General features: G+C 44.6%; 16 protein-coding genes and 2 pseudogenes. 13 read left to right on the top strand and 5 right to left on the bottom strand.

What is annotated here, in order from left to right; all coding sequences use genetic code 11:
- Window positions 1–109: 109 nt before the first annotated feature.
- Together LG003_RS06545 and LG003_RS06540 are read left to right on the top strand one after the other, a co-directional pair.
- Window positions 110–421, top strand: a complete 312-nt coding sequence (locus LG003_RS06545; RefSeq protein WP_262980393.1) for a type II toxin-antitoxin system HigB family toxin — start codon at window positions 110–112, stop codon at window positions 419–421.
- A complete protein-coding gene (locus LG003_RS06540; protein WP_112877148.1) occupies window positions 418–837 on the top strand; it encodes a helix-turn-helix domain-containing protein in 420 nt (139 codons plus the stop codon). Before LG003_RS06545 ends, LG003_RS06540 begins: the two co-directional genes overlap by 4 nt.
- Before the next feature lie 261 nt (window positions 838–1,098).
- Here LG003_RS06540 and LG003_RS06535 read toward each other — a convergent pair whose 3' ends face one another.
- Entirely contained in the window at window positions 1,099–2,094 is a 996-nt protein-coding gene (locus LG003_RS06535) for a DMT family transporter (protein ID WP_112877149.1), read from the bottom strand.
- A gap of 18 nt (window positions 2,095–2,112) precedes the next feature.
- Window positions 2,113–3,303 (bottom strand): tetratricopeptide repeat protein, encoded by a 1,191-nt coding sequence (locus tag LG003_RS06530; protein WP_112877150.1) that lies wholly within the window; start codon window positions 3,301–3,303, stop codon window positions 2,113–2,115.
- Window positions 3,304–3,450: 147 nt separating this feature from the next.
- Here LG003_RS06530 and LG003_RS06525 point away from each other — a divergent pair, with 147 nt between their 5' ends.
- The gene (locus LG003_RS06525; RefSeq protein WP_112877151.1) at window positions 3,451–4,368 is read left to right on the top strand and encodes a LysR family transcriptional regulator; all 918 of its coding nucleotides are present in this window, start codon (window positions 3,451–3,453) and stop codon (window positions 4,366–4,368) included.
- 122 nt (window positions 4,369–4,490) lie between these two features.
- Here LG003_RS06525 and LG003_RS06520 read toward each other — a convergent pair whose 3' ends face one another.
- The 3 genes and pseudogenes from LG003_RS06520 to LG003_RS06510 form a co-directional block, all read right to left on the bottom strand.
- Entirely contained in the window at window positions 4,491–4,922 is a 432-nt protein-coding gene (locus LG003_RS06520; protein WP_112877152.1) for a flagellar protein FlhE, read from the bottom strand.
- 949 nt (window positions 4,923–5,871) lie between these two features.
- A pseudogene (locus LG003_RS06515) lies at window positions 5,872–6,546 on the bottom strand (RNA-guided endonuclease InsQ/TnpB family protein); the annotation flags it as partial.
- A pseudogene (locus LG003_RS06510) lies at window positions 6,543–6,785 on the bottom strand (tRNA epoxyqueuosine(34) reductase QueG); the annotation flags it as partial. The pseudogenes LG003_RS06515 and LG003_RS06510, both read right to left, overlap by 4 nt.
- A gap of 171 nt (window positions 6,786–6,956) precedes the next feature.
- On the opposite strand from LG003_RS06510, the gene tsaE reads away from it, so the two are divergent.
- From tsaE to nsrR, 10 genes are all read left to right on the top strand, one after another.
- Window positions 6,957–7,421: a tRNA (adenosine(37)-N6)-threonylcarbamoyltransferase complex ATPase subunit type 1 TsaE gene (gene tsaE, locus LG003_RS06505; RefSeq protein WP_112877153.1), complete on the top strand. Its 465-nt coding sequence runs from the start codon at window positions 6,957–6,959 to the stop codon at window positions 7,419–7,421.
- 14 nt (window positions 7,422–7,435) lie between these two features.
- Window positions 7,436–8,719 carry an N-acetylmuramoyl-L-alanine amidase gene (locus LG003_RS06500; RefSeq protein ID WP_112877154.1) on the top strand — a complete coding sequence of 428 codons (1,284 nt, stop codon included), beginning with the start codon at window positions 7,436–7,438 and terminating at the stop codon, window positions 8,717–8,719.
- Between the two features lie 9 nt (window positions 8,720–8,728).
- Entirely contained in the window at window positions 8,729–10,624 is a 1,896-nt protein-coding gene (mutL, locus tag LG003_RS06495) for a DNA mismatch repair endonuclease MutL (RefSeq protein ID WP_112877155.1), read from the top strand.
- Window positions 10,617–11,558, top strand: coding sequence for a tRNA (adenosine(37)-N6)-dimethylallyltransferase MiaA (gene miaA / locus LG003_RS06490; RefSeq protein WP_112877156.1), 942 nt, complete (start codon window positions 10,617–10,619; stop codon window positions 11,556–11,558). Before mutL ends, miaA begins: the two co-directional genes overlap by 8 nt.
- A 110-nt stretch (window positions 11,559–11,668) precedes the next feature.
- Complete coding sequence (gene hfq, locus LG003_RS06485; RefSeq protein ID WP_011148654.1) at window positions 11,669–11,977, top strand: RNA chaperone Hfq; 309 nt, start codon at window positions 11,669–11,671, stop codon at window positions 11,975–11,977.
- A 96-nt stretch (window positions 11,978–12,073) separates the two neighbouring features.
- The gene (gene hflX, locus LG003_RS06480) at window positions 12,074–13,354 is read left to right on the top strand and encodes a ribosome rescue GTPase HflX (RefSeq protein ID WP_112877157.1); all 1,281 of its coding nucleotides are present in this window, start codon (window positions 12,074–12,076) and stop codon (window positions 13,352–13,354) included.
- Window positions 13,355–13,459: 105 nt separating this feature from the next.
- Window positions 13,460–14,680 (top strand): FtsH protease activity modulator HflK, encoded by a 1,221-nt coding sequence (gene hflK / locus LG003_RS06475; protein ID WP_112877158.1) that lies wholly within the window; start codon window positions 13,460–13,462, stop codon window positions 14,678–14,680.
- A gap of 5 nt (window positions 14,681–14,685) precedes the next feature.
- Complete coding sequence (gene hflC, locus LG003_RS06470; protein WP_112877159.1) at window positions 14,686–15,696, top strand: protease modulator HflC; 1,011 nt, start codon at window positions 14,686–14,688, stop codon at window positions 15,694–15,696.
- Between the two features lie 147 nt (window positions 15,697–15,843).
- Window positions 15,844–17,142, top strand: a complete 1,299-nt coding sequence (locus LG003_RS06465) for an adenylosuccinate synthase (protein WP_112877160.1) — start codon at window positions 15,844–15,846, stop codon at window positions 17,140–17,142.
- Window positions 17,143–17,332: 190 nt separating this feature from the next.
- Window positions 17,333–17,758 carry a nitric oxide-sensing transcriptional repressor NsrR gene (gene nsrR / locus LG003_RS06460; RefSeq protein ID WP_112877161.1) on the top strand — a complete coding sequence of 142 codons (426 nt, stop codon included), beginning with the start codon at window positions 17,333–17,335 and terminating at the stop codon, window positions 17,756–17,758.
- Window positions 17,759–17,780: the final 22 nt, after the last annotated feature.

Here is a 17,780-nt window from a genome sequence, read left to right as displayed (position 1 = left end):
ATTTTGGAAAAGAGGCCACCAATATTAGGTAGCTTTTTTTATGTTTACATCTTGTAAACATAAAATGATGGCACTATATTGTTTACATGATGTAAACGGAGTGAGTGACATGCACGTTATTTCCAAGGATCCATTTGAGAAAGCTGCACGCGATTTCCCAAATGATGAGGATGCGATTATTGCAACGTATAAACAGTTAAAAGAAAAAGATTTTGAGAACCCTGAAGAATTACGAAACCAGTTCCCCAGTCTCGATAATTTCAAGTATAGAAATAAGTGGTGGGTGATAGACATCGGCGGGCGAAACTTACGAATGATTGCCTATATAAATTTCGTTAATAAACGCTTATACGTCAAACATATAGCCACTCACGCAGAGTATGACAAATTAACTAAACAGTATCGGGAGACGAAAGAATGATTGCAGAACCTACCGAAGCACTTGAAGCCACAAAGCTACTGGTAGCTGCTGTTCCTTTCTTAGGGAGCAGCACTTCCGAGGATGCTTATAATGACGCTTTGGCAATGGTGGATTACCTCATCGAACACGATGATGAAAACCCGCTGATTGACTTTCTGTCTGCTAAAATTGCTGACTATGAAAACAGCAATGAGCGTTTTGCAGCATTTAATAAAGCTGTAGATGATATGCCTACCGGTGTTGCAGCGCTGCGCGTGTTGATGGATCAACACGGTCTTTCTTACTCAGATCTGAAAGAGGAGATCGGCTCTAAATCTCTTATCAGCCAGATTTTTTCTGGTACACGCTCATTGACGATTGCGCACATTAAAGCGCTTTCTAAGCGTTTCAACGTAAGGCCAGATCTGTTTCTCTAATGATTTAGAATAATTAATGTCATTGTGGCTGCATCATGAAAGTGATGCGGCTTTTTATCATTTTCATTCGTTATTATTTTTTTGCTTGTTAGAGATGGTTTGTGAGTTGAATTTCTCCGCTCCAATTTTTGATATACAAATATCTATTGAAGTTTCTTACATTCATGGTTTTTAGGTCTAAAAATCAGGCTTGCTATTAGGTTTCTGTAAGATCGACGCTTTTGTTCTGTACCAAAGCGTCGATAGGATGAAATTTCTGGCTTATCTCCTGTAATGCTTTGCTCTTACTATATGGTTGATCCCAGATTTAGGTTCTGGTGGAATACGTTTTTTACCGATAGATCTCTTGTTGCAGATCAGAATACCTCCGATTACGAGCGCACCGCCGATGAACATTGGGAATGTTAATCTCTCATCTAATAGTACTGCGCCAAGCAATACAGCGGTCAAAGGGTTAAGCGCGATGAATACGCCAGAGCGAGTGGAGCCAATTTTTTGGATTCCGTCGTAATACCAGATGTAGGCTACTGCTGAACCAACTGCGCCGAGATAAAGTAAGCTGTAGAGATCAGTTATGGGCAATGTATCTATTGCAGATAAACTCATTTGCCCGGTGGAAATGGCCGTTGCTGTCAGCATGATAGCGCCTGCCAGAATGGAGTATGTAACGGTGTGTAGCGGGCCGATTTGGTTCACAATGTTCTTGCAGAAAACGCTATAAGCAACCCAGCTTAAAATGCAGCCAAAGATCAGCGCATCACCCAACCAGTTACCCTCTTCTCCCACTGTCAGTTGCGGTGTTTTGCTAAAAATCACGATCATTGCACCAAGTAGACAAAAAATAATTCCCAGTATTTTCAATGGCGATTGTCTTTCCTTATAAAAGAGATATGAAAAAATCGCCATTACTGCTGGATTCAGTGCCACGATAAGTGAAGCTCTGGATGCGGTTGTGTGATGCAGACCATAAAAGAAGAACAGGTTGTAGGTGTATATTCCGCAGAGGCCAAGTCCAGTGATTTTCAATAACTGAGATAGGCTAATCTTGACGAACATCTTTCCTGATAAAATGAGGAAGATAATTAACGTCATGCCCGCAAGAATGAATCTGAGGCTTGCTGATAGCAAGGGCGGTGTCTCGACAGAAATGTATCGACCTGCAACAAATGTTCCTCCCCAGATGATAGCCACAAGAGACAGCTTGATATAGGTTGAGTAGTTGTTGACCGACTGCGTTGATGCGTGGTTGCTTTTCATATTTGTCAATATCGCAATTTATAGGGTGGAAGATGCTTTCAAGGCGGCGTATTCCATAGTCTGTTCCAATATTTCACGTTGAGCACGGCTACCTCCCAATAATGGCCATTTCTCATAGCTGAGACGGAGTTTGCTTAAGCACTCTTCGTAGTGTCTAGATGTGAATAGTAAGATTGCTTTAAGGACGTCTATCCCTGTGGAATGTGTGTCTGGTTCGATGCCAAATCCATCGCTTTCCGCAATCAGCTTTTCAATAAGAAAAGACTGATTTGTTGCAGAAAAAGCAAGTGCTGCATGTATCTTGTGGAAGTAAGAGGTGGATGAGCTGATGCTGCCTGTCCAAAGGACGGCAAGACGCTCCCATATTGGTTGGAACTTAGCGTCGGCAGATTTGAGCCTAAGCTGCCACAAGAATTCTACGGCGTCCAAATCTTGTTTAGCAAATGGATTGTCTTTTAGCGCATATAATTCATCAAAAGCTTGCAATGCCAGCGTGATTTCATCTGATCGTTCATACGCAATGGCGAGATGCCAGTATACATGCATTCCCATTCCGGCGTTGGTTATCCAATGTTCTTTGCAATTGGTCAGGAAGTGGCAAAGTTCTTTCCATCGACCTAGCTCATGCAAGGCATGTGCGACAGCATGAATGCCATAGATATTGTCCGGCATTAATTTAACAGACTTAAAACCAACCGCTAAGGCATCATCAAAACATTGAGCTTCACAAAGGACGAATGATTTTATGGAAAGATAATATGGATAGAGGTAGTGAGTGCTAGGAATGTGTTCGTCACAATAAAGTAGAAGAGACCTTAGGTTGGTTGTTTTGCCAGTGCAGAAATCAAGCATGTGAATGAAGAAGAGCGCGACAATATCCGATGGGTATGCTCGAATATGTTGGGTCAGAAGCGATCTCGCGTTTTCGTAATCAAATTTTACCCATGCGCTGAATGCCTTATGGATAAGACAAAGCTCAGGGAGAGAGAGGTCGTGCTCGTTCATTTGAGTTAATGTGATTTTGAATTTATAAAGCTCTTTCATCTCGCAAGAGGTGATGGCATCAAATCCCATCAGGAGTTTTTTGTAGGTTCGCTGAGTGTCATTCATGGGAATAAATTCGTCTGAAAATCCACGGAGGGATAAGAACATGCTGTTTATCTCCGGCCATATGGAAGATGAGCCATCTGAAGGCCATTGGTAACTCATAAAATCCCCTTTTTTAATTAATTATGGTTTGGAAACTCGGTTGAGCGCTCGGCGAGCATGCTTCGCCTATTGTTTTATATCCGCATTGCATATACTTATTCAGATGTATGATCATGCGGAAATGAGTGATTACTCAAGGGGGAGATAATGACTTTAACCCAGCTCGAAATTTTTGCTGTTGTTGCTGAACGGAAGGGCTTTACCTTAGCTGCGGCCCAGCTCAAGATCTCTCAGTCTGGGGTTTCCCATGCCATCAGACTCCTTGAACAGGAGCTTGGCGTAGAGCTATTGCATCGGCATCAAGGAGCTGTCGAACTGACAGATATAGGAGAAAGTCTGCTACAAAAAGCCCAGGCCATTCTTGGTCTGGCTGAGACTATGCGGCAAGAGGCCGCGGATGCTCGGGGAATGAAACGAGGTACGTTGCGAATTGGATCGTTTGGACCGACTTCATCCTTGTGGCTGTTGCCAACGGTACTGGCCGATTATCGCAGACTTTACCCCGGCATTGAGGTCCATATTGATGAGGGGCCAGATAGACAGGTAGTGCAATGGCTTATGGATAGGCGCGTGGATGTGGGATTTGTGACCTTGCCGGAAGATCAATTCGACACTTATCCGATTCTTGAAGACCAGATGGTGGCTTTGTTGCCGGTAGATCATCCTTTGGTATTGCAGGATACGGTGACGTTGAAAGATCTGTGTGTTGGACCATTCGCATTGACAGAAGCCGGATCGGCTGAATTGGTTTCCAGGCTTTTTTTATCGGCAAGATTGCAACCTAATATTCGCTATCGGACGTCTCAATTGTTAAGTACTTTGGCTACGGTTGAACGTGGGGATGCGGTGACGATTGTTGCCGAGTCATCTCTGCCGCCGGCTCGTGATGTTCACTATGTCAAGAAAGCGCTGAATCCAAAGGTGAAACGACATGTCGGGTTGGCTGTGCTTGATGAACGTCAATCGTCACCAGCCACTAAAGCATTTATCGCATTGGCGACTAAAAAATTTCGCATGGTGAGTTCGGCTGTCTCCCTGGCTTCCAGGGAACTCGTTAGTGAATGATCTCAGCTTTATAGCATGCTACGTCCTTCCATTAGCACATATTGTGCTTAAAACGTGAAAGAATTGTCTAAAGTAACTTTCCTATCAATGACCTGAGGCCATGAGGCTTCAGGTCGGATTGCTTAATACTGATAATCAACTTTGATCATATTGTAATGGGACGGGTAAACGGGGTAAGTACCTCCGTTGAGAATCCCGCTAATTCTAAAGGAACCTTTGGCATCATGGCCGCTAAAGGCATTTGTGGTGCTATTTAGGGCACCGGAGACATCCAGGCATTGCGATGGGCTGGATGAATATCGTGGGGTATAACAAACGCTGAAAGTCTGAGTTGTCGCACCATTGCTATATAAACCGATATTCCAAGATACTGTCGTAATAGTTGCCCTTGTCGGTACCGAAGAGGGCGTGGTAAAGAAATTTGAGTTGGTGTAACCGGCAGCATAAACATTTGGGGCACGGCTCGTTTGTGACCACATGCTGGTAGCGGCAAAGGAGAGCTGAGCCGTGGTTAACGCTAGAAAACCTACTGCAATTTTGGTAAATCTTTTCATTCTTTAATCCTCATTGCTAGTGAGTTATCTTACTGTTATCTGCATGCAATAGCTGTGCGATATCCAATATGGCTGGCGCACATGAAAATTGCTTGCTTATTGATTTGATTCCTATGGTTGTTCAAATCTTCCTTGATCGAATAAAAAGAATCTCACTGCAATAACAGTGGATCAAGTGAAGGCTTTGGCTGAATGTCTGAATCTGTGCGCTGGCTTGATCGATGTTGTGTGATGTTTATGCCTAAAGGGGTATTGTTTGGTTGTAGATTCTTTGTCTTTTTCGACATCGGTAGCCAGCTTTATATTCCGATTGTGCTCAGTTCAGCGGGTGGTATTTATAGGGGTGAAGAAAGTATTATCCTTATAATTGCAAAATATTTTTTCAACTTCTGCTTGCCAAACTTTTTGAGGTAGTACATAATGCACTCCTTTCGTCAATGAGGTATGGGTAAAATCTCTTTTGAATCAATGAATTAGCTGATATTCGAAGGATTTACTTCCCGCTCTAAGTTTCTTCCTCAATGGTTGTACTCACTTACTTTGATTTGATTTTTAGGTTATATCCTCGCAGTACAGATTTCTATTTTTTATCCACAGCCCGGAAGTTGGTTTCCCGGTAAATAAGTTCGATGCTTTAAAATTATCACACAGACTTATCCACAGGCTGTTGCATTTGAATTTTTCTGACTTTGAATGTTACAAAATGAGTATTTATTTTGTAACTTATTGATAATTTTTCGGAATGATCCTTTGTTAAGAAATATCACATTGATCACTTGCGCTTTTTTTGAGCATTGATCAACAAGGGGTTTTTATTTTATTCACAGGAAAATTATCTGAATCTTTTTATACGTCATAAAGATGGCTAATAATTAAGCATCTCTGGGCAAGCCCTTGGTTATCGCTGTGACGGCTCCCCGCCGTAAAAAACGGCAAGGCTTCCCACTTCTCAGGCCGCACCCGTCTTTATGACGGATTTACGCTGGCCTCCGTGGGCAGAAACGACGAGTCCCGCTGCCTGTAATGCTGTTGTGCCCTTGCGCTGGATGTTGATCGCCGCATTGATATCGCGGTCATGTTCGACATGACAAACTGGGCATTGCCAGATCCGCTTATTTAGCGGCAGTTCTGGCATTTTGTGACCGCAGCAATGACAGGTTTTCGAGCTGGCGAACCACTGATCCAGTTTGACCCCCGCCGCTGCGGCTTTGTATTCCAGTTTCATGAGGAAGCCATGCCAGCCCGCATCCCTGATAGCGCGGGCAAGGTGGCGATTCTTCATCATGTTGGCCGATTTCAGCGTCTCAACAATGACCGCCTGGTTTTCGTCAACCCTTGTTCGAGAGAGTTTGTGTTGAAAATCGGCGCGAGCATTGGCTACCCGCTCATGGACTGCCGCCAGACGTAATCGGGCCTTGCCGCGGTTAGCACTGCCCTTTTGTTTGTGGGACAGCGATTTCTGTTTGCGACGCAGGTTACGGGTGGCGTTGATAAGGTGACGCGGGTTATTGACCTTCTCCTCGGTCGACTCGATAAGATAGTGGGACAAACCCATATCACATCCTGTCACGCGGGTGATAACGCCCGGCTTTTCCGGTGCATCTTTGCCATCGTCGCACAGGATAGGTTTTTGCTAATAACTCTCAAAGTCCCTGGAAAAAGTTCATCCGGGCGAGCACGCATCATGCCATGGCGTTTCATCCATGCCATCTCCCCGTGATACTGTTTATCCAGTCATTCCTGAAGTTTTGGCTCTTCCACGGATAAATCGGTATCGCAAATGCCAACTTGTTGGAAACCAAGAGAAAGACCCCATTGTTTGATGTTGACGGCTAAAAGATTAAGATCGAGAGGCGTTGTCATGGTGGAAATCGGCTTATACTGCAAGGTGTTGCAGTGTAGCATAATTTGTTTCAGCCCAAAAATAGTGGGTTTGATAATGAAACTGAGCAGAAGATGTTAAATGTTGATAATAGAAGTGTGTTAGGGTTATCGTTTTAGCTGATGAATTAATAAAACAACAGATATTATTCGATGAAAGAACTTATTTTATCACTTAAAGATGAAGATGCGACAGTTTCTCTTGGAAGCGCGGTTGCTGCTGCCTGTAATAGTGGTAGTGTAATTTATTTATATGGTGATTTGGGTGCCGGTAAGACTACGTTTAGCCGTGGTTTTTTGCAGTCCCTGGGTCATAAAGGGCATGTAAAAAGCCCAACTTATACTTTGGTTGAGCCTTATGCTTTAACACCGAGGTCGGTTTACCATTTCGATCTTTACCGATTGGCAGATCCGGAAGAGCTGGAATTTATGGGAATACGTGATTATTTCCATCAAGATGCCATTTGTCTGGTGGAATGGCCTCAGCAAGGAGAAGGCGTATTACCGGATGCAGATATTGAATTACATTTGAGTTACCAGTCCGAAGGGAGACAGGCACATTTTATTGCTTTGTCTAAATATGGTGAGAGCTTGTTAGATAATTTGAAATATTTATAAGGGATCACCCGACCATGATGTGTCCTTTAGTCGCAAAAATGATAAAGAAATGGCAGATCAGTTTTATGATAATGTGCTGGTTGTTTATTATGATGAGCAGTTTAGTGGTAACAACCGCCACCGCGGCGACTTTATCCAATATTCACGTCAGTAACAGCATAAATGAATCTAAAGTGACGATGGTTTTTTCCGGTGGTCGCCCTAATTACAGTTTTTTTCCATTGCATTCGCCAGAGCGTTTAGTGGTAGATATCCATCAAACAGAAAAAATTGTTGGTTTACCTATGAATCTACCGGGGCAGGATTTAGTGAGGAAAATCCGTTCCAGCCAGGCACCTGATCGACAAAAAAAACGCATTGTATTTGAACTAAATAATAAAGTTAAAGTCAACTCTATAGTGCAGCAATCGGATAGTGAATATCGGGTGATTTTTACCCTGCGGGCCTCTGGGGTATCTACTGGCAAGTCTATTTTTAGAGAGAGTTCACAAGCTGCTACAGGTAAGCTATCACTTACTAACAGCAAATTGCAGACGACAAAACAGGCTGCTTTGCAAGCAACTTCTAAGGGCGGTCAGCGGGTAGTTGTCGCTATTGATGCAGGACATGGTGGTCAAGACCCCGGTGCGATTGGGCAACGTGGATTGAAAGAGAAAAATGTGACTATCAGTGTAGCGCGCAAACTTGAAGCATTGTTACGCAATGATCCTATGTTCAAACCCGTTTTGACCCGTAATGGAGACTATTTTATTTCTGTTGCTGGTCGTTCTGAGGTTGCACGTAAACATAGCGCAAATATGCTGATTTCTATTCATGCGGATGCCGCTCCTAATCGCAGTGCGCGTGGTGCTTCTGTCTGGGTGCTGTCAAACAAGCGTGCAAACAGTGAATTGGGTAATTGGCTTGAACAGCATGAGAAACAGTCTGAGTTACTGGGTGGTGCAGGTAATGCCTTGGCAAATGGTGCTGATCCTTATCTAAGCCAGGCGGTGCTGGATTTGCAATTCGGCCACTCCCAGCGGGTGGGCTATAATGTTGCAGTACAGGTTTTGAGTGAATTGCGCAAGGTCGGTTTATTACATAAACGTTCGCCAGAACATGCTAGCTTAGGTGTGTTACGTTCACCAGATATTCCTTCAATTTTGGTGGAAACAGGATTTATCAGTAACTCGGCTGAAGAAACATTACTGGGTTCCAATGATTTTCAGGATAAGCTAGCAAGTGCTATCCATCGGGGGTTGCGCAACTATTTTCTAGCAAATCCATTACAGGCTGTACCTGAAACAGCCAAGAAGTAAAGGTTAAATATGGCGATCAAGATCTTACCTCCTCAATTAGCAAACCAAATTGCGGCTGGCGAAGTCGTAGAACGCCCTGCATCAGTAGTAAAAGAGTTGGTGGAGAATAGCCTTGATGCTGGCGCTAGCCGTATTGATATTGAAATTGAGCGCGGTGGAGTAAAACTTATTCGTGTCCGTGATAATGGCTGTGGCATCAACCATCAGGATCTTGCGCTAGCGTTGGCTCGTCATGCTACCAGTAAGATTGCTACCCTTGATGATTTGGAAGCCATTATCAGTATGGGATTCCGTGGAGAGGCGCTGGCTAGTATCAGCTCAGTTTCGCGTCTGACATTAACTTCCCGTACTGAAGAACAGCATGAAGCCTGGCAAGCTTACGCGGAAGGGCGGGATATGGCAGTGACCGTAAAGCCGGCAGCACATCCAGTAGGCAGTACTGTTGAAGTATTGGATCTCTTTTATAACACCCCCGCGCGGCGCAAGTTTCTGCGAACAGAAAAAACGGAATTTGGTCATATTGATGAAGTCGTTAGACGCATTGCGTTGGCGCGTTTGGATGTATTAATCAATTTGCATCATAACGGTAAATTGGTGCGCCAATACCGGCCGGCAAAAGATGAATCGCAGTATGAGCGGCGGTTGGCCTCCATTTGTGGTACCGCTTTTATGCAACGGGCACTTTCTCTTTCCTGGCAGCACGACGATTTATCGATTAAAGGATGGGTTGTTGACCCGATGAATACTGAGGCGAGTGGCGATATTCAATATTGTTATGTAAACGGGCGTATGATGCGTGATCGCTTAATTAATCATGCTATCCGTCAGGCTTATCAAGATTTGCTTCGAGGAGAACAACAGCCTGCTTATGTTTTATATTTGGAGGTTGATCCACATCAAGTGGATGTGAATGTGCATCCTGCGAAGCATGAAGTTCGCTTCCATCAAGCCCGTTTGGTACATGATTTTATCTATCAGGGTGTAACAGCCGTATTGAAACAGCGCGGAAGCGGTGCCGAACTGGATATGGCTTGCTGTGAACCTGCGCCAGCCTGGGAGCCGGAAAACCGGCCATCAGCAGGGGGAAATCATTTTTCTCGGCAAAACAATGCGACATCTGTGGCAACATCATCACCAAAAGAGGTTTTGTCAAGTAAAGGGAATATGGGGGGCTCTCGCGGTGGTGAAAATCGCCAATATCATGGAGATCATTATCAGAAACGTCAGGGTGAGGTATATCAGAAACTGATGCAGTCTGAACCTGAAGAAAAAAGAGAGCTGTTTCCAGCAAGAACCGCTCCGGTTATGGCAGAAAAGGTCACTTCTGCTCTTGTTCAGGTTAAAAATAGCAATCATAGTTTTGGTAAGGTATTGAGCATATATTCACCATGTTATGCTCTAATTGAATCTCCATTGGGAATTGGGTTGTTATCTTTGCCGGTAGCTGAGCGCTGGTTAAGACAAGCACAGTTAACACCAACAGAGCAAGGGCTGAAATCACAGCCATTGTTGATACCGCTGAAACTATCTCTTAGTAAAGAGGAAGCTGATGCTTTAAATCGTTATAGTGACTTATTGGGCTCTTTTGGTATTGAAGCATCTGTATCTCATGGAAAAGCGATACTATGTGCGGTATCGTTACCATTACGTCAACAAAATCTGCCTAAATTAATTCCTGAGTTGCTAGGTTATTTAGCACAACAGCCATCAGCATCGGCAGAACAGGTTGTAACCTGGCTTGCTCGTCATATCGGCAGTGAGTATGGAACGTGGAACGTTGCTCAGGCGGTGCAATTATTAGCTGATGTTGAGCGTCTTTGCCCACAACTGGTAAAATCTCCACCAGATGGGTTATTACAATTAATTGATTTACAAGCAGTGGTGGTATCTCTTACTCATGAGTGATCAGAAAACTCAACATCTACCAACGGCAATTTTTGTTATGGGTCCGACGGCCTCAGGCAAAACAGCTTTATCTGTTGCTTTACGCCAGCATCTTCCTGTGGAGCTGATCAGCGTTGATTCTGCGCTAATTTATCGTGGAATGGATATTGGTACCGCCAAACCAACAACCGAAGAGCAAGCGTTGGCGCCTCATCGTTTAATCAATATTCTGGACCCCTCTCAACCTTATTCTGCTGCTGATTTTTGTCACGATGCATTGAAGGAGATGGCAGAAATTACTGCTTCTGGTCGTATTCCTCTGCTGGTGGGAGGAACGATGCTCTATTTCAAGGCGTTACTTGAAGGTTTGTCGCCTTTACCTTCTGCTAATCCGGTTATTCGGGCACAAATAGAACAACAGGCGGCAAAGCAAGGATGGGATGCATTGCATCAGCAACTACAGAAGATTGATCCTGTGGCGGCGTTAAGAATTCATCCTAATGATCCACAGAGACTTTCTCGGGCACTGGAAGTTTTTCTTATTTCAGGTAAAACTCTCACTGAACTGACTAAATTGTCAGGAGAATCGCTGCCTTATCGTGTTCATCAATTTGCTATTGCACCGGCAAAACGTGAACTCCTTCATCAACGCATTGAAGCGCGTTTTCATCAAATGCTTGAATCAGGGTTTGAAGAGGAAGTTAAAGCACTTTATGCTCGTCGTGATTTGCATGTGGATTTACCTTCTATTCGTTGTGTCGGTTATCGTCAGATGTGGTCTTATCTTTCCGGCGAAATTGACTACGATGAAATGATTTATCGCGGTATTTGTGCGACGCGCCAGTTGGCAAAGCGTCAGGTAACTTGGCTCAGAGGTTGGAAGTCGGTTCATTGGTTGGATAGTTCTCAACCAGAGCAAGCTTTAAGCACAGTTATGCAGGTTGTTAGTGCATAGGTTTATTGATTGTGTACAATTGATGAGTACCAAAGCGCAATTTTTGAGTAGTTCATTTTTTCGAACCTTTAGGTTCTTAGTTAAAAACAACAAAATAAGGAAAATATAGAATGGCTAAGGGGCAATCTTTGCAAGATCCGTTCCTGAACGCATTGCGGCGTGAAAGGGTCCCGGTTTCTATTTATTTGGTCAACGGCATCAAATTGCAGGGTCAGATTGAATCTTTTGACCAGTTTGTCATTTTACTGAAAAATACGGTTAGCCAGATGGTTTATAAACATGCCATCTCTACTGTTGTACCTTCCCGCCCAGTTTCTCATCACAGTAGCAATACGAGTGTAGGGGCGAGCGTAGGTAATTATCATTCTGGTGGTGTTTCTGCTCCGGCAGCGCAACAGGAAAGTGATGGCACTGAATAAGTTTGAGAGCAGTAATAGAATGAAGAAAAACATAGGGAGGGGGTTTTACCTATGTTTTTTCCTGTAGTTTTTTACTCAGCCTGAGAGGTCGCACCTTTGTTTGAACGTTATGAAGGCGGCGAACAAGCCGTTGTGGTGCATGTTTTTTTCTCGCAGGATAAAGACACAGATAATCTCAGTGAGTTTGAATCACTGGTAACTTCTGCTGGTGTAGTTCCTGTGCAAATTGTCACGGGGAGCAGGAAAGCCCCTCATCCGAAATATTTTGTTGGAGAAGGTAAGGCGGAAGAGATTGCTGAGGCGGTACAGGCTAGTGGTGCTGATGTTGTGTTGTTTAATCATGCACTCAGTCCTGCACAGGAACGCAATCTTGAGCGGCTCTGTCAGTGTCGAGTTATCGACCGCACCGGCGTGATTCTGGATATTTTTGCCCAACGGGCGCGGACTCACGAAGGGAAGTTACAGGTAGAGTTGGCGCAGCTACGTCATCTTTCTACCCGTCTTGTCCGGGGATGGACTCACCTTGAACGTCAGAAAGGTGGGATTGGTTTGAGAGGGCCGGGGGAAACGCAGCTTGAGACGGACCGGCGTTTATTGCGGGATAAAATCCGTCAGATCCTGAGTCGTCTGAGCCGGGTTGAGAAACAGCGTGAACAGGGGCGTCAAGCGCGAAATAAAGCGGATATACCGACGGTTTCACTGGTGGGATATACCAACGCCGGTAAATCGAGTTTGTTTAACCGTATGACGGCTGCTGAGGTTTATGCAGCTGATCAATTGTTTGCTACGCTGGATCCAACGTTGCGACGGATTGAAGTTAATGATGTTGGTACGGTGGTATTGGCTGATACGGTTGGCTTTATCCGTCATTTGCCTCATGATCTGGTGGCGGCATTTAAAGCAACATTGCAGGAAACCCGGCAAGCAACATTGTTGCTGCATATTGTTGATGCTGCGGATAGCCGCATCGACGAAAATATTGCCGCTGTCGACAGCGTACTGGAAGAAATTGAAGCGCATGAAATTCCGGTACTGTTGGTGATGAATAAGATTGATATGCTGGACAGCTTCATGCCACGTATTGATCGCAACGAAGATAACTTACCGGTTAGAGTTTGGCTGTCTGCGCAAACCGGTAAAGGTATCCCGTTATTGTTACAAGCGTTAACGGAGCGTCTTTCGGGTGAAATTGCACACTACGAATTGCGTTTGCCTCCGGAAGCAGGTCGTTTACGCAGCCGCTTCTATCAACTGCAAGCAATAGAGAAAGAGTGGATAGAAGAGGACGGTAAAGTTGGTATCGAAGTGAGAATGCCGATTGTTGACTGGCGCCGTCTATGCAAACAAGAACAGGATTTGTTTGATTATGTTGTCTGATGTGCCTGTCAGGTGAATATCAGAAAACTTATGTGATTGAGAGTCGGCTTGTTTATAAGAGGCTCTTGGCCTGAAAAACCAATCATAAAAGAATGGAGCTAAAACATGGCGTGGAATCAGCCCGGGAACAACGGACAAGACCGCGACCCGTGGGGAAGCAGCAATAAAAGCGGCAATTCCGGCGGGAACAAAAGTAGTCGAAACCGTGGGGCATCTGATCTCGACGATCTGTTCCGTAAGCTGAGCAGTAAACTCGGGGGTTTTGGTGGGAACAAGGGCGGTAATGGTTCTGACCAAGGGGCAAAATTTGGCGGGCGTATTGTTAGCCTTGTCGCTGCTGTTGTCGTCGTGATCTGGGCCGCTAGCGGTTTTTATACGATTAAAGAGACAGAACGTGGTGTTGTTACCCGTTTGGGTAAACTTAGCCATATTGTGCAGCCAGGTCTGAACTGGAAACCCACATTCATTGATGAAGTTGTTCCAGTTAACGTGGAATCTGTTCGTGAATTGGCAACCTCTGGCGTGATGCTGACATCGGATGAAAGCGTTGTTCGCGTGGAGATGAACGTGCAATATCGTGTGACTGATCCTGCTGCTTATCTTTATAGCGTGACAAGTCCTGATAACAGCCTGCGTCAGGCGACAGATAGCGCGGTACGTGGTGTTGTTGGTAAATATACGATGGATAAAATCTTAACGGCAAATCGTATGATTGTCCGTGATGATACTCAGCGTGAGTTGGAAAGGACGATTCTTCCGTACCGCATGGGAATAACTTTGTTGGATGTTAACTTCCAGGCTGCTCGTCCGCCAGAAGAAGTCAAGGCTGCTTTTGACGATGTTATTGCTGCACGTGAGAATGAACAGCAGTCTATTCGTGAAGCGGAGGCTTATTCGAACGAAGTCTTGCCACGTGCGAAAGGTGATGCGCAACGTATCATTGAAGAGGCGAAAGCTTATAAGGCTCGTGTAGTCTTGGAAGCACAGGGGGAAGTGGCGGGCTTTGCCAAAATGCTGCCTAGGTATAAAGAGGCGCCTGAGATTACCCGTGAACGTCTGTACATTGAAACGATGGAGAAAGTATTGAGCCGTACTCGCAAAATTATTGTTAATGATCACAATAACAATTTGTTGGTATTGCCATTAGAACAAATGTTACGTGGTGATGTTTCTGGTGTTAAAAAAGAGGGAACAGTGCAATCAGATAATACGGTAGCTTCCGACCTGCGGGGTACCCGTCCAACGGTGCCTTCAAATTCAGGCCGGGGAGCGAATTATAACCGAACAGATAATCTGCGTAATGACATTATCAGGGTAGGGAGATAATAATCATGCGTAAATCATTAGTCGTTGTTATTGTCGCGGTATTAGTTGCACTCTATGCCTCTCTATTTATCGTGCAGGAAGGACAGCGTGGTATTGTACTGCGTTTTGGTAAGGTTCTGCGCGATGCAGGAAATAAACCGATTGTTTATGAGCCGGGGTTACATTTCAAAATACCTTTTGTTGAAACGGTGAAAACCCTGGATGCTCGTATCCAGACTATGGATATTCAAGCCGACCGTTTCTTGACCAGTGAAAATAAGGACCTGATAGTTGATTCTTACCTGAAATGGCGGATTAATGATTTCAGCCGTTATTATCTGGCGACCGGCAATGGTGATATTTCTCAAGCAGAAGTATTGTTAAAGCGTAAATTCAGTGACCGCCTGCGTTCTGAGATTGGCCGTAAGGATGTTCGTGGTATCGTAACGGATTCCCGTGGTCAATTGACCACCGATGTTCGTGATGCGCTGAACAAAGGTACAACGGATAAAGAAACAGCGAGTACAACTGAAGCGGATGATGCTATTGCATCAGCGGCGGCGCGTGTAGAGCGAGAAACGGCAGATAAACAGCTTGCTATCAATCCGAACAGTATGGCGGCATTGGGTATTGAAGTTGTTGATGTGCGTATCAAACAAATCAATTTACCACTGGAAGTTTCAGAAGCGATTTACCAGCGTATGCGCGCTGAGCGTGAAGCGGTAGCTCGTCGTCATCGTTCACAAGGTTTGGAAGAAGCAGAAAAGCTGCGTGCAGCAGCAGATAAGCAAGTTATTGAAATCCGTGCAAAAGCGGAGCGTGAAGCGCTTACATTGCGTGGTGCTGGTGATGCGGAAACCGCTAAACTGTTTGCTGATGCATTCAGTCAAGCGCCAGATTTCTATACCTTTATCCGTAGCTTACGTGCTTACGAGAAAAGCTTTAGTGAAGACGGGAAAGATGTTCTGGTATTAAGCCCAGAAGCTGATTTCTTCCGCTATATGAAAGCACCTGAAAAGCGTGCAGTTCAGCACTAATGAGTTTTGAATCACTCAGTAAGGCCCGCATCAGGCGGGCCTTGTCATGTCTGGCGGCTAACAAAAATAACGGATGTGATAAAAATTACTGAAAGGTGTGGGATGAGATGTTAGAATCCATTTTTAAGCAACCGAGTGAATTTTGAAATGGGTAAGAACGTTGTCGTATTGGGCACCCAATGGGGTGACGAGGGCAAGGGCAAGATCGTCGACTTGCTGACTGAACGAGCTAAGTATGTTGTTCGTTATCAAGGGGGCCATAATGCTGGTCATACACTGGTTATCAACGGTGAAAAAACCGTTCTCCACTTAATCCCATCAGGGATCCTGCGTGAAAATGTTATCAGTATTATTGCAAATGGCGTCGTATTAGCGCCTGATGCGCTGATGAAAGAGATGAACGCATTAGAATCCCGTGGTATTCCTGTTCGCGAGCGCCTGCTCATTTCAGAAGCCTGTCCACTTATTCTTCCATACCATGTTGCATTAGATAATGCCCGCGAGAAAGCGCGTGGTGCAAAAGCAATTGGTACAACCGGTCGTGGTATTGGCCCTGCGTATGAAGATAAAGTTGCTCGTCGTGGTCTGCGTGTTGGTGATTTGTTTGATAAGGAAGCATTCGCAGTTAAGCTGAAAGAAATTATCGAATATCACAATTTCCAACTGGTTAACTACTACAAAGAACCGGCGGTTGATTACCAGAAAACCCTAGATGAAATCATGGCTGTTGCCGATATTTTGACGGATATGGTCGTCGACGTTTCTGATTTGTTGTATAAAGCAACTCAGAAAGGTGAATTGGTTATGTTCGAAGGTGCACAGGGCACATTGTTGGATATTGACCACGGTACTTACCCATATGTGACCTCTTCCAACACTACCGCGGGTGGTGTTGCAACAGGTTCCGGTTTAGGTCCGTGCTATGTTGATTATGTTTTGGGGATCATCAAAGCATACTCTACTCGTGTCGGTGCTGGTCCATTCCCAACTGAACTGTTTGATGAAACTGGCAGTTACTTGCGCGAAAAAGGCCAAGAGTTTGGCGCGACTACGGGGCGTAGCCGCCGTACTGGTTGGTTGGATATCATTGCCATCCGTCGTGCAGTACAGATCAACTCACTGTCAGGTTTCTGTATGACCAAACTGGACGTGCTGGATGGCTTGAAAGAAGTAAAAATCTGCACTGGTTACCGTATGCCTGATGGCAGTGTAATTGAAACTACACCTCTGGCAGCGGATGACTGGGAAGGTATTGAGCCTATTTATGAGACCATGCCTGGTTGGAATGAAAGCACTTTCGGTGTGAAAGAGCATAGAAGATTGCCTCAGGCGGCATTGAACTATATCAAACGTGTAGAAGAGCTGACCGGCGTTCCGGTTGATATTATTTCTACAGGCCCGGATCGTTCAGAAACTATCATTCTGCGTGATCCGTTTGATGCCTGATGGTACCTATAATCAGGTGAAGCCGGGCTTTTCAGCCCGGTTTTTTGCTATTTATTGTGGCCTTTTTTGTTTAACGATGAGGAGATCAACATGATTTTGGTAGATTCATGGTATATAAGTTGAACAAATACTTATTTTTTCAGTTTGTTCTCGGATATATTAGTTTATATCTTATTATCCAGAGGTTGATGTGCAGTTAACGAGTTTTACAGATTATGGCTTGCGCGCGCTAATTTATATGGCTTCTTTACCGCAAAGCCGGATGACCAGTATTTCTGAAGTTGCTGATATTTATGGTGTTTCTCGTAACCACATGGTAAAAATCATTAACCAATTGAGTCATTTAGGATTAGTAGATGCTGTTCGTGGTAAAAACGGCGGTATCCGTTTAGGTAAACCAGCGAAGGATATCAGAATTGGCGATGTCGTTCGCGCTCTTGAGCCATTATCATTGGTTAACTGTAGTCAGGAATCTTGCCATATCACTTCTGCGTGTCGTCTGAAGGTCGTATTAAATCAGGCAATAGAAAAGTTTTTAGAAGAACTGGATAAGCATACTTTAGCTGATATGATTGAAGATAATATCCCCCTTTACAAGCTGCTTCTGACCGAATGAAGAAATGGCGCAAACAGCCTGC

It is taken from the genome of Photorhabdus kleinii (assembly GCF_025384885.1).
Taxonomy (GTDB): Bacteria; Pseudomonadota; Gammaproteobacteria; order Enterobacterales; family Enterobacteriaceae; genus Photorhabdus; species Photorhabdus kayaii.
The sequence above is the reverse complement of the archived record's forward strand: the minus strand, read 5'-3'. Positions and strand labels throughout refer to the sequence as shown.

Bases quoted from the DNA above. Each gene is read 5' to 3' on its own strand.
- LG003_RS06540 (WP_112877148.1), top strand. From the start codon at position 418: ATGATTGCAGAACCTACCGAAGCACTTGAAGCCACAAAGCTACTGGTA.
- hfq (WP_011148654.1), top strand. From the start codon at position 11,669: ATGGCTAAGGGGCAATCTTTGCAAGATCCGTTCCTGAACGCATTGCGG.
- mutL (WP_112877155.1), top strand. From the start codon at position 8,729: ATGGCGATCAAGATCTTACCTCCTCAATTAGCAAACCAAATTGCGGCT.
- LG003_RS06530 (WP_112877150.1), bottom strand. From the start codon at position 3,303: ATGAGTTACCAATGGCCTTCAGATGGCTCATCTTCCATATGGCCGGAG.
- LG003_RS06500 (WP_112877154.1), top strand. From the start codon at position 7,436: ATGATGTGTCCTTTAGTCGCAAAAATGATAAAGAAATGGCAGATCAGT.
- miaA (WP_112877156.1), top strand. From the start codon at position 10,617: ATGAGTGATCAGAAAACTCAACATCTACCAACGGCAATTTTTGTTATG.
- LG003_RS06545 (WP_262980393.1), top strand. From the start codon at position 110: ATGCACGTTATTTCCAAGGATCCATTTGAGAAAGCTGCACGCGATTTC.
- LG003_RS06465 (WP_112877160.1), top strand. From the start codon at position 15,844: ATGGGTAAGAACGTTGTCGTATTGGGCACCCAATGGGGTGACGAGGGC.
- hflK (WP_112877158.1), top strand. From the start codon at position 13,460: ATGGCGTGGAATCAGCCCGGGAACAACGGACAAGACCGCGACCCGTGG.
- LG003_RS06525 (WP_112877151.1), top strand. From the start codon at position 3,451: ATGACTTTAACCCAGCTCGAAATTTTTGCTGTTGTTGCTGAACGGAAG.
- hflC (WP_112877159.1), top strand. From the start codon at position 14,686: ATGCGTAAATCATTAGTCGTTGTTATTGTCGCGGTATTAGTTGCACTC.
- tsaE (WP_112877153.1), top strand. From the start codon at position 6,957: ATGAAAGAACTTATTTTATCACTTAAAGATGAAGATGCGACAGTTTCT.
- LG003_RS06535 (WP_112877149.1), bottom strand. From the start codon at position 2,094: ATGAAAAGCAACCACGCATCAACGCAGTCGGTCAACAACTACTCAACC.
- LG003_RS06520 (WP_112877152.1), bottom strand. From the start codon at position 4,922: ATGAAAAGATTTACCAAAATTGCAGTAGGTTTTCTAGCGTTAACCACG.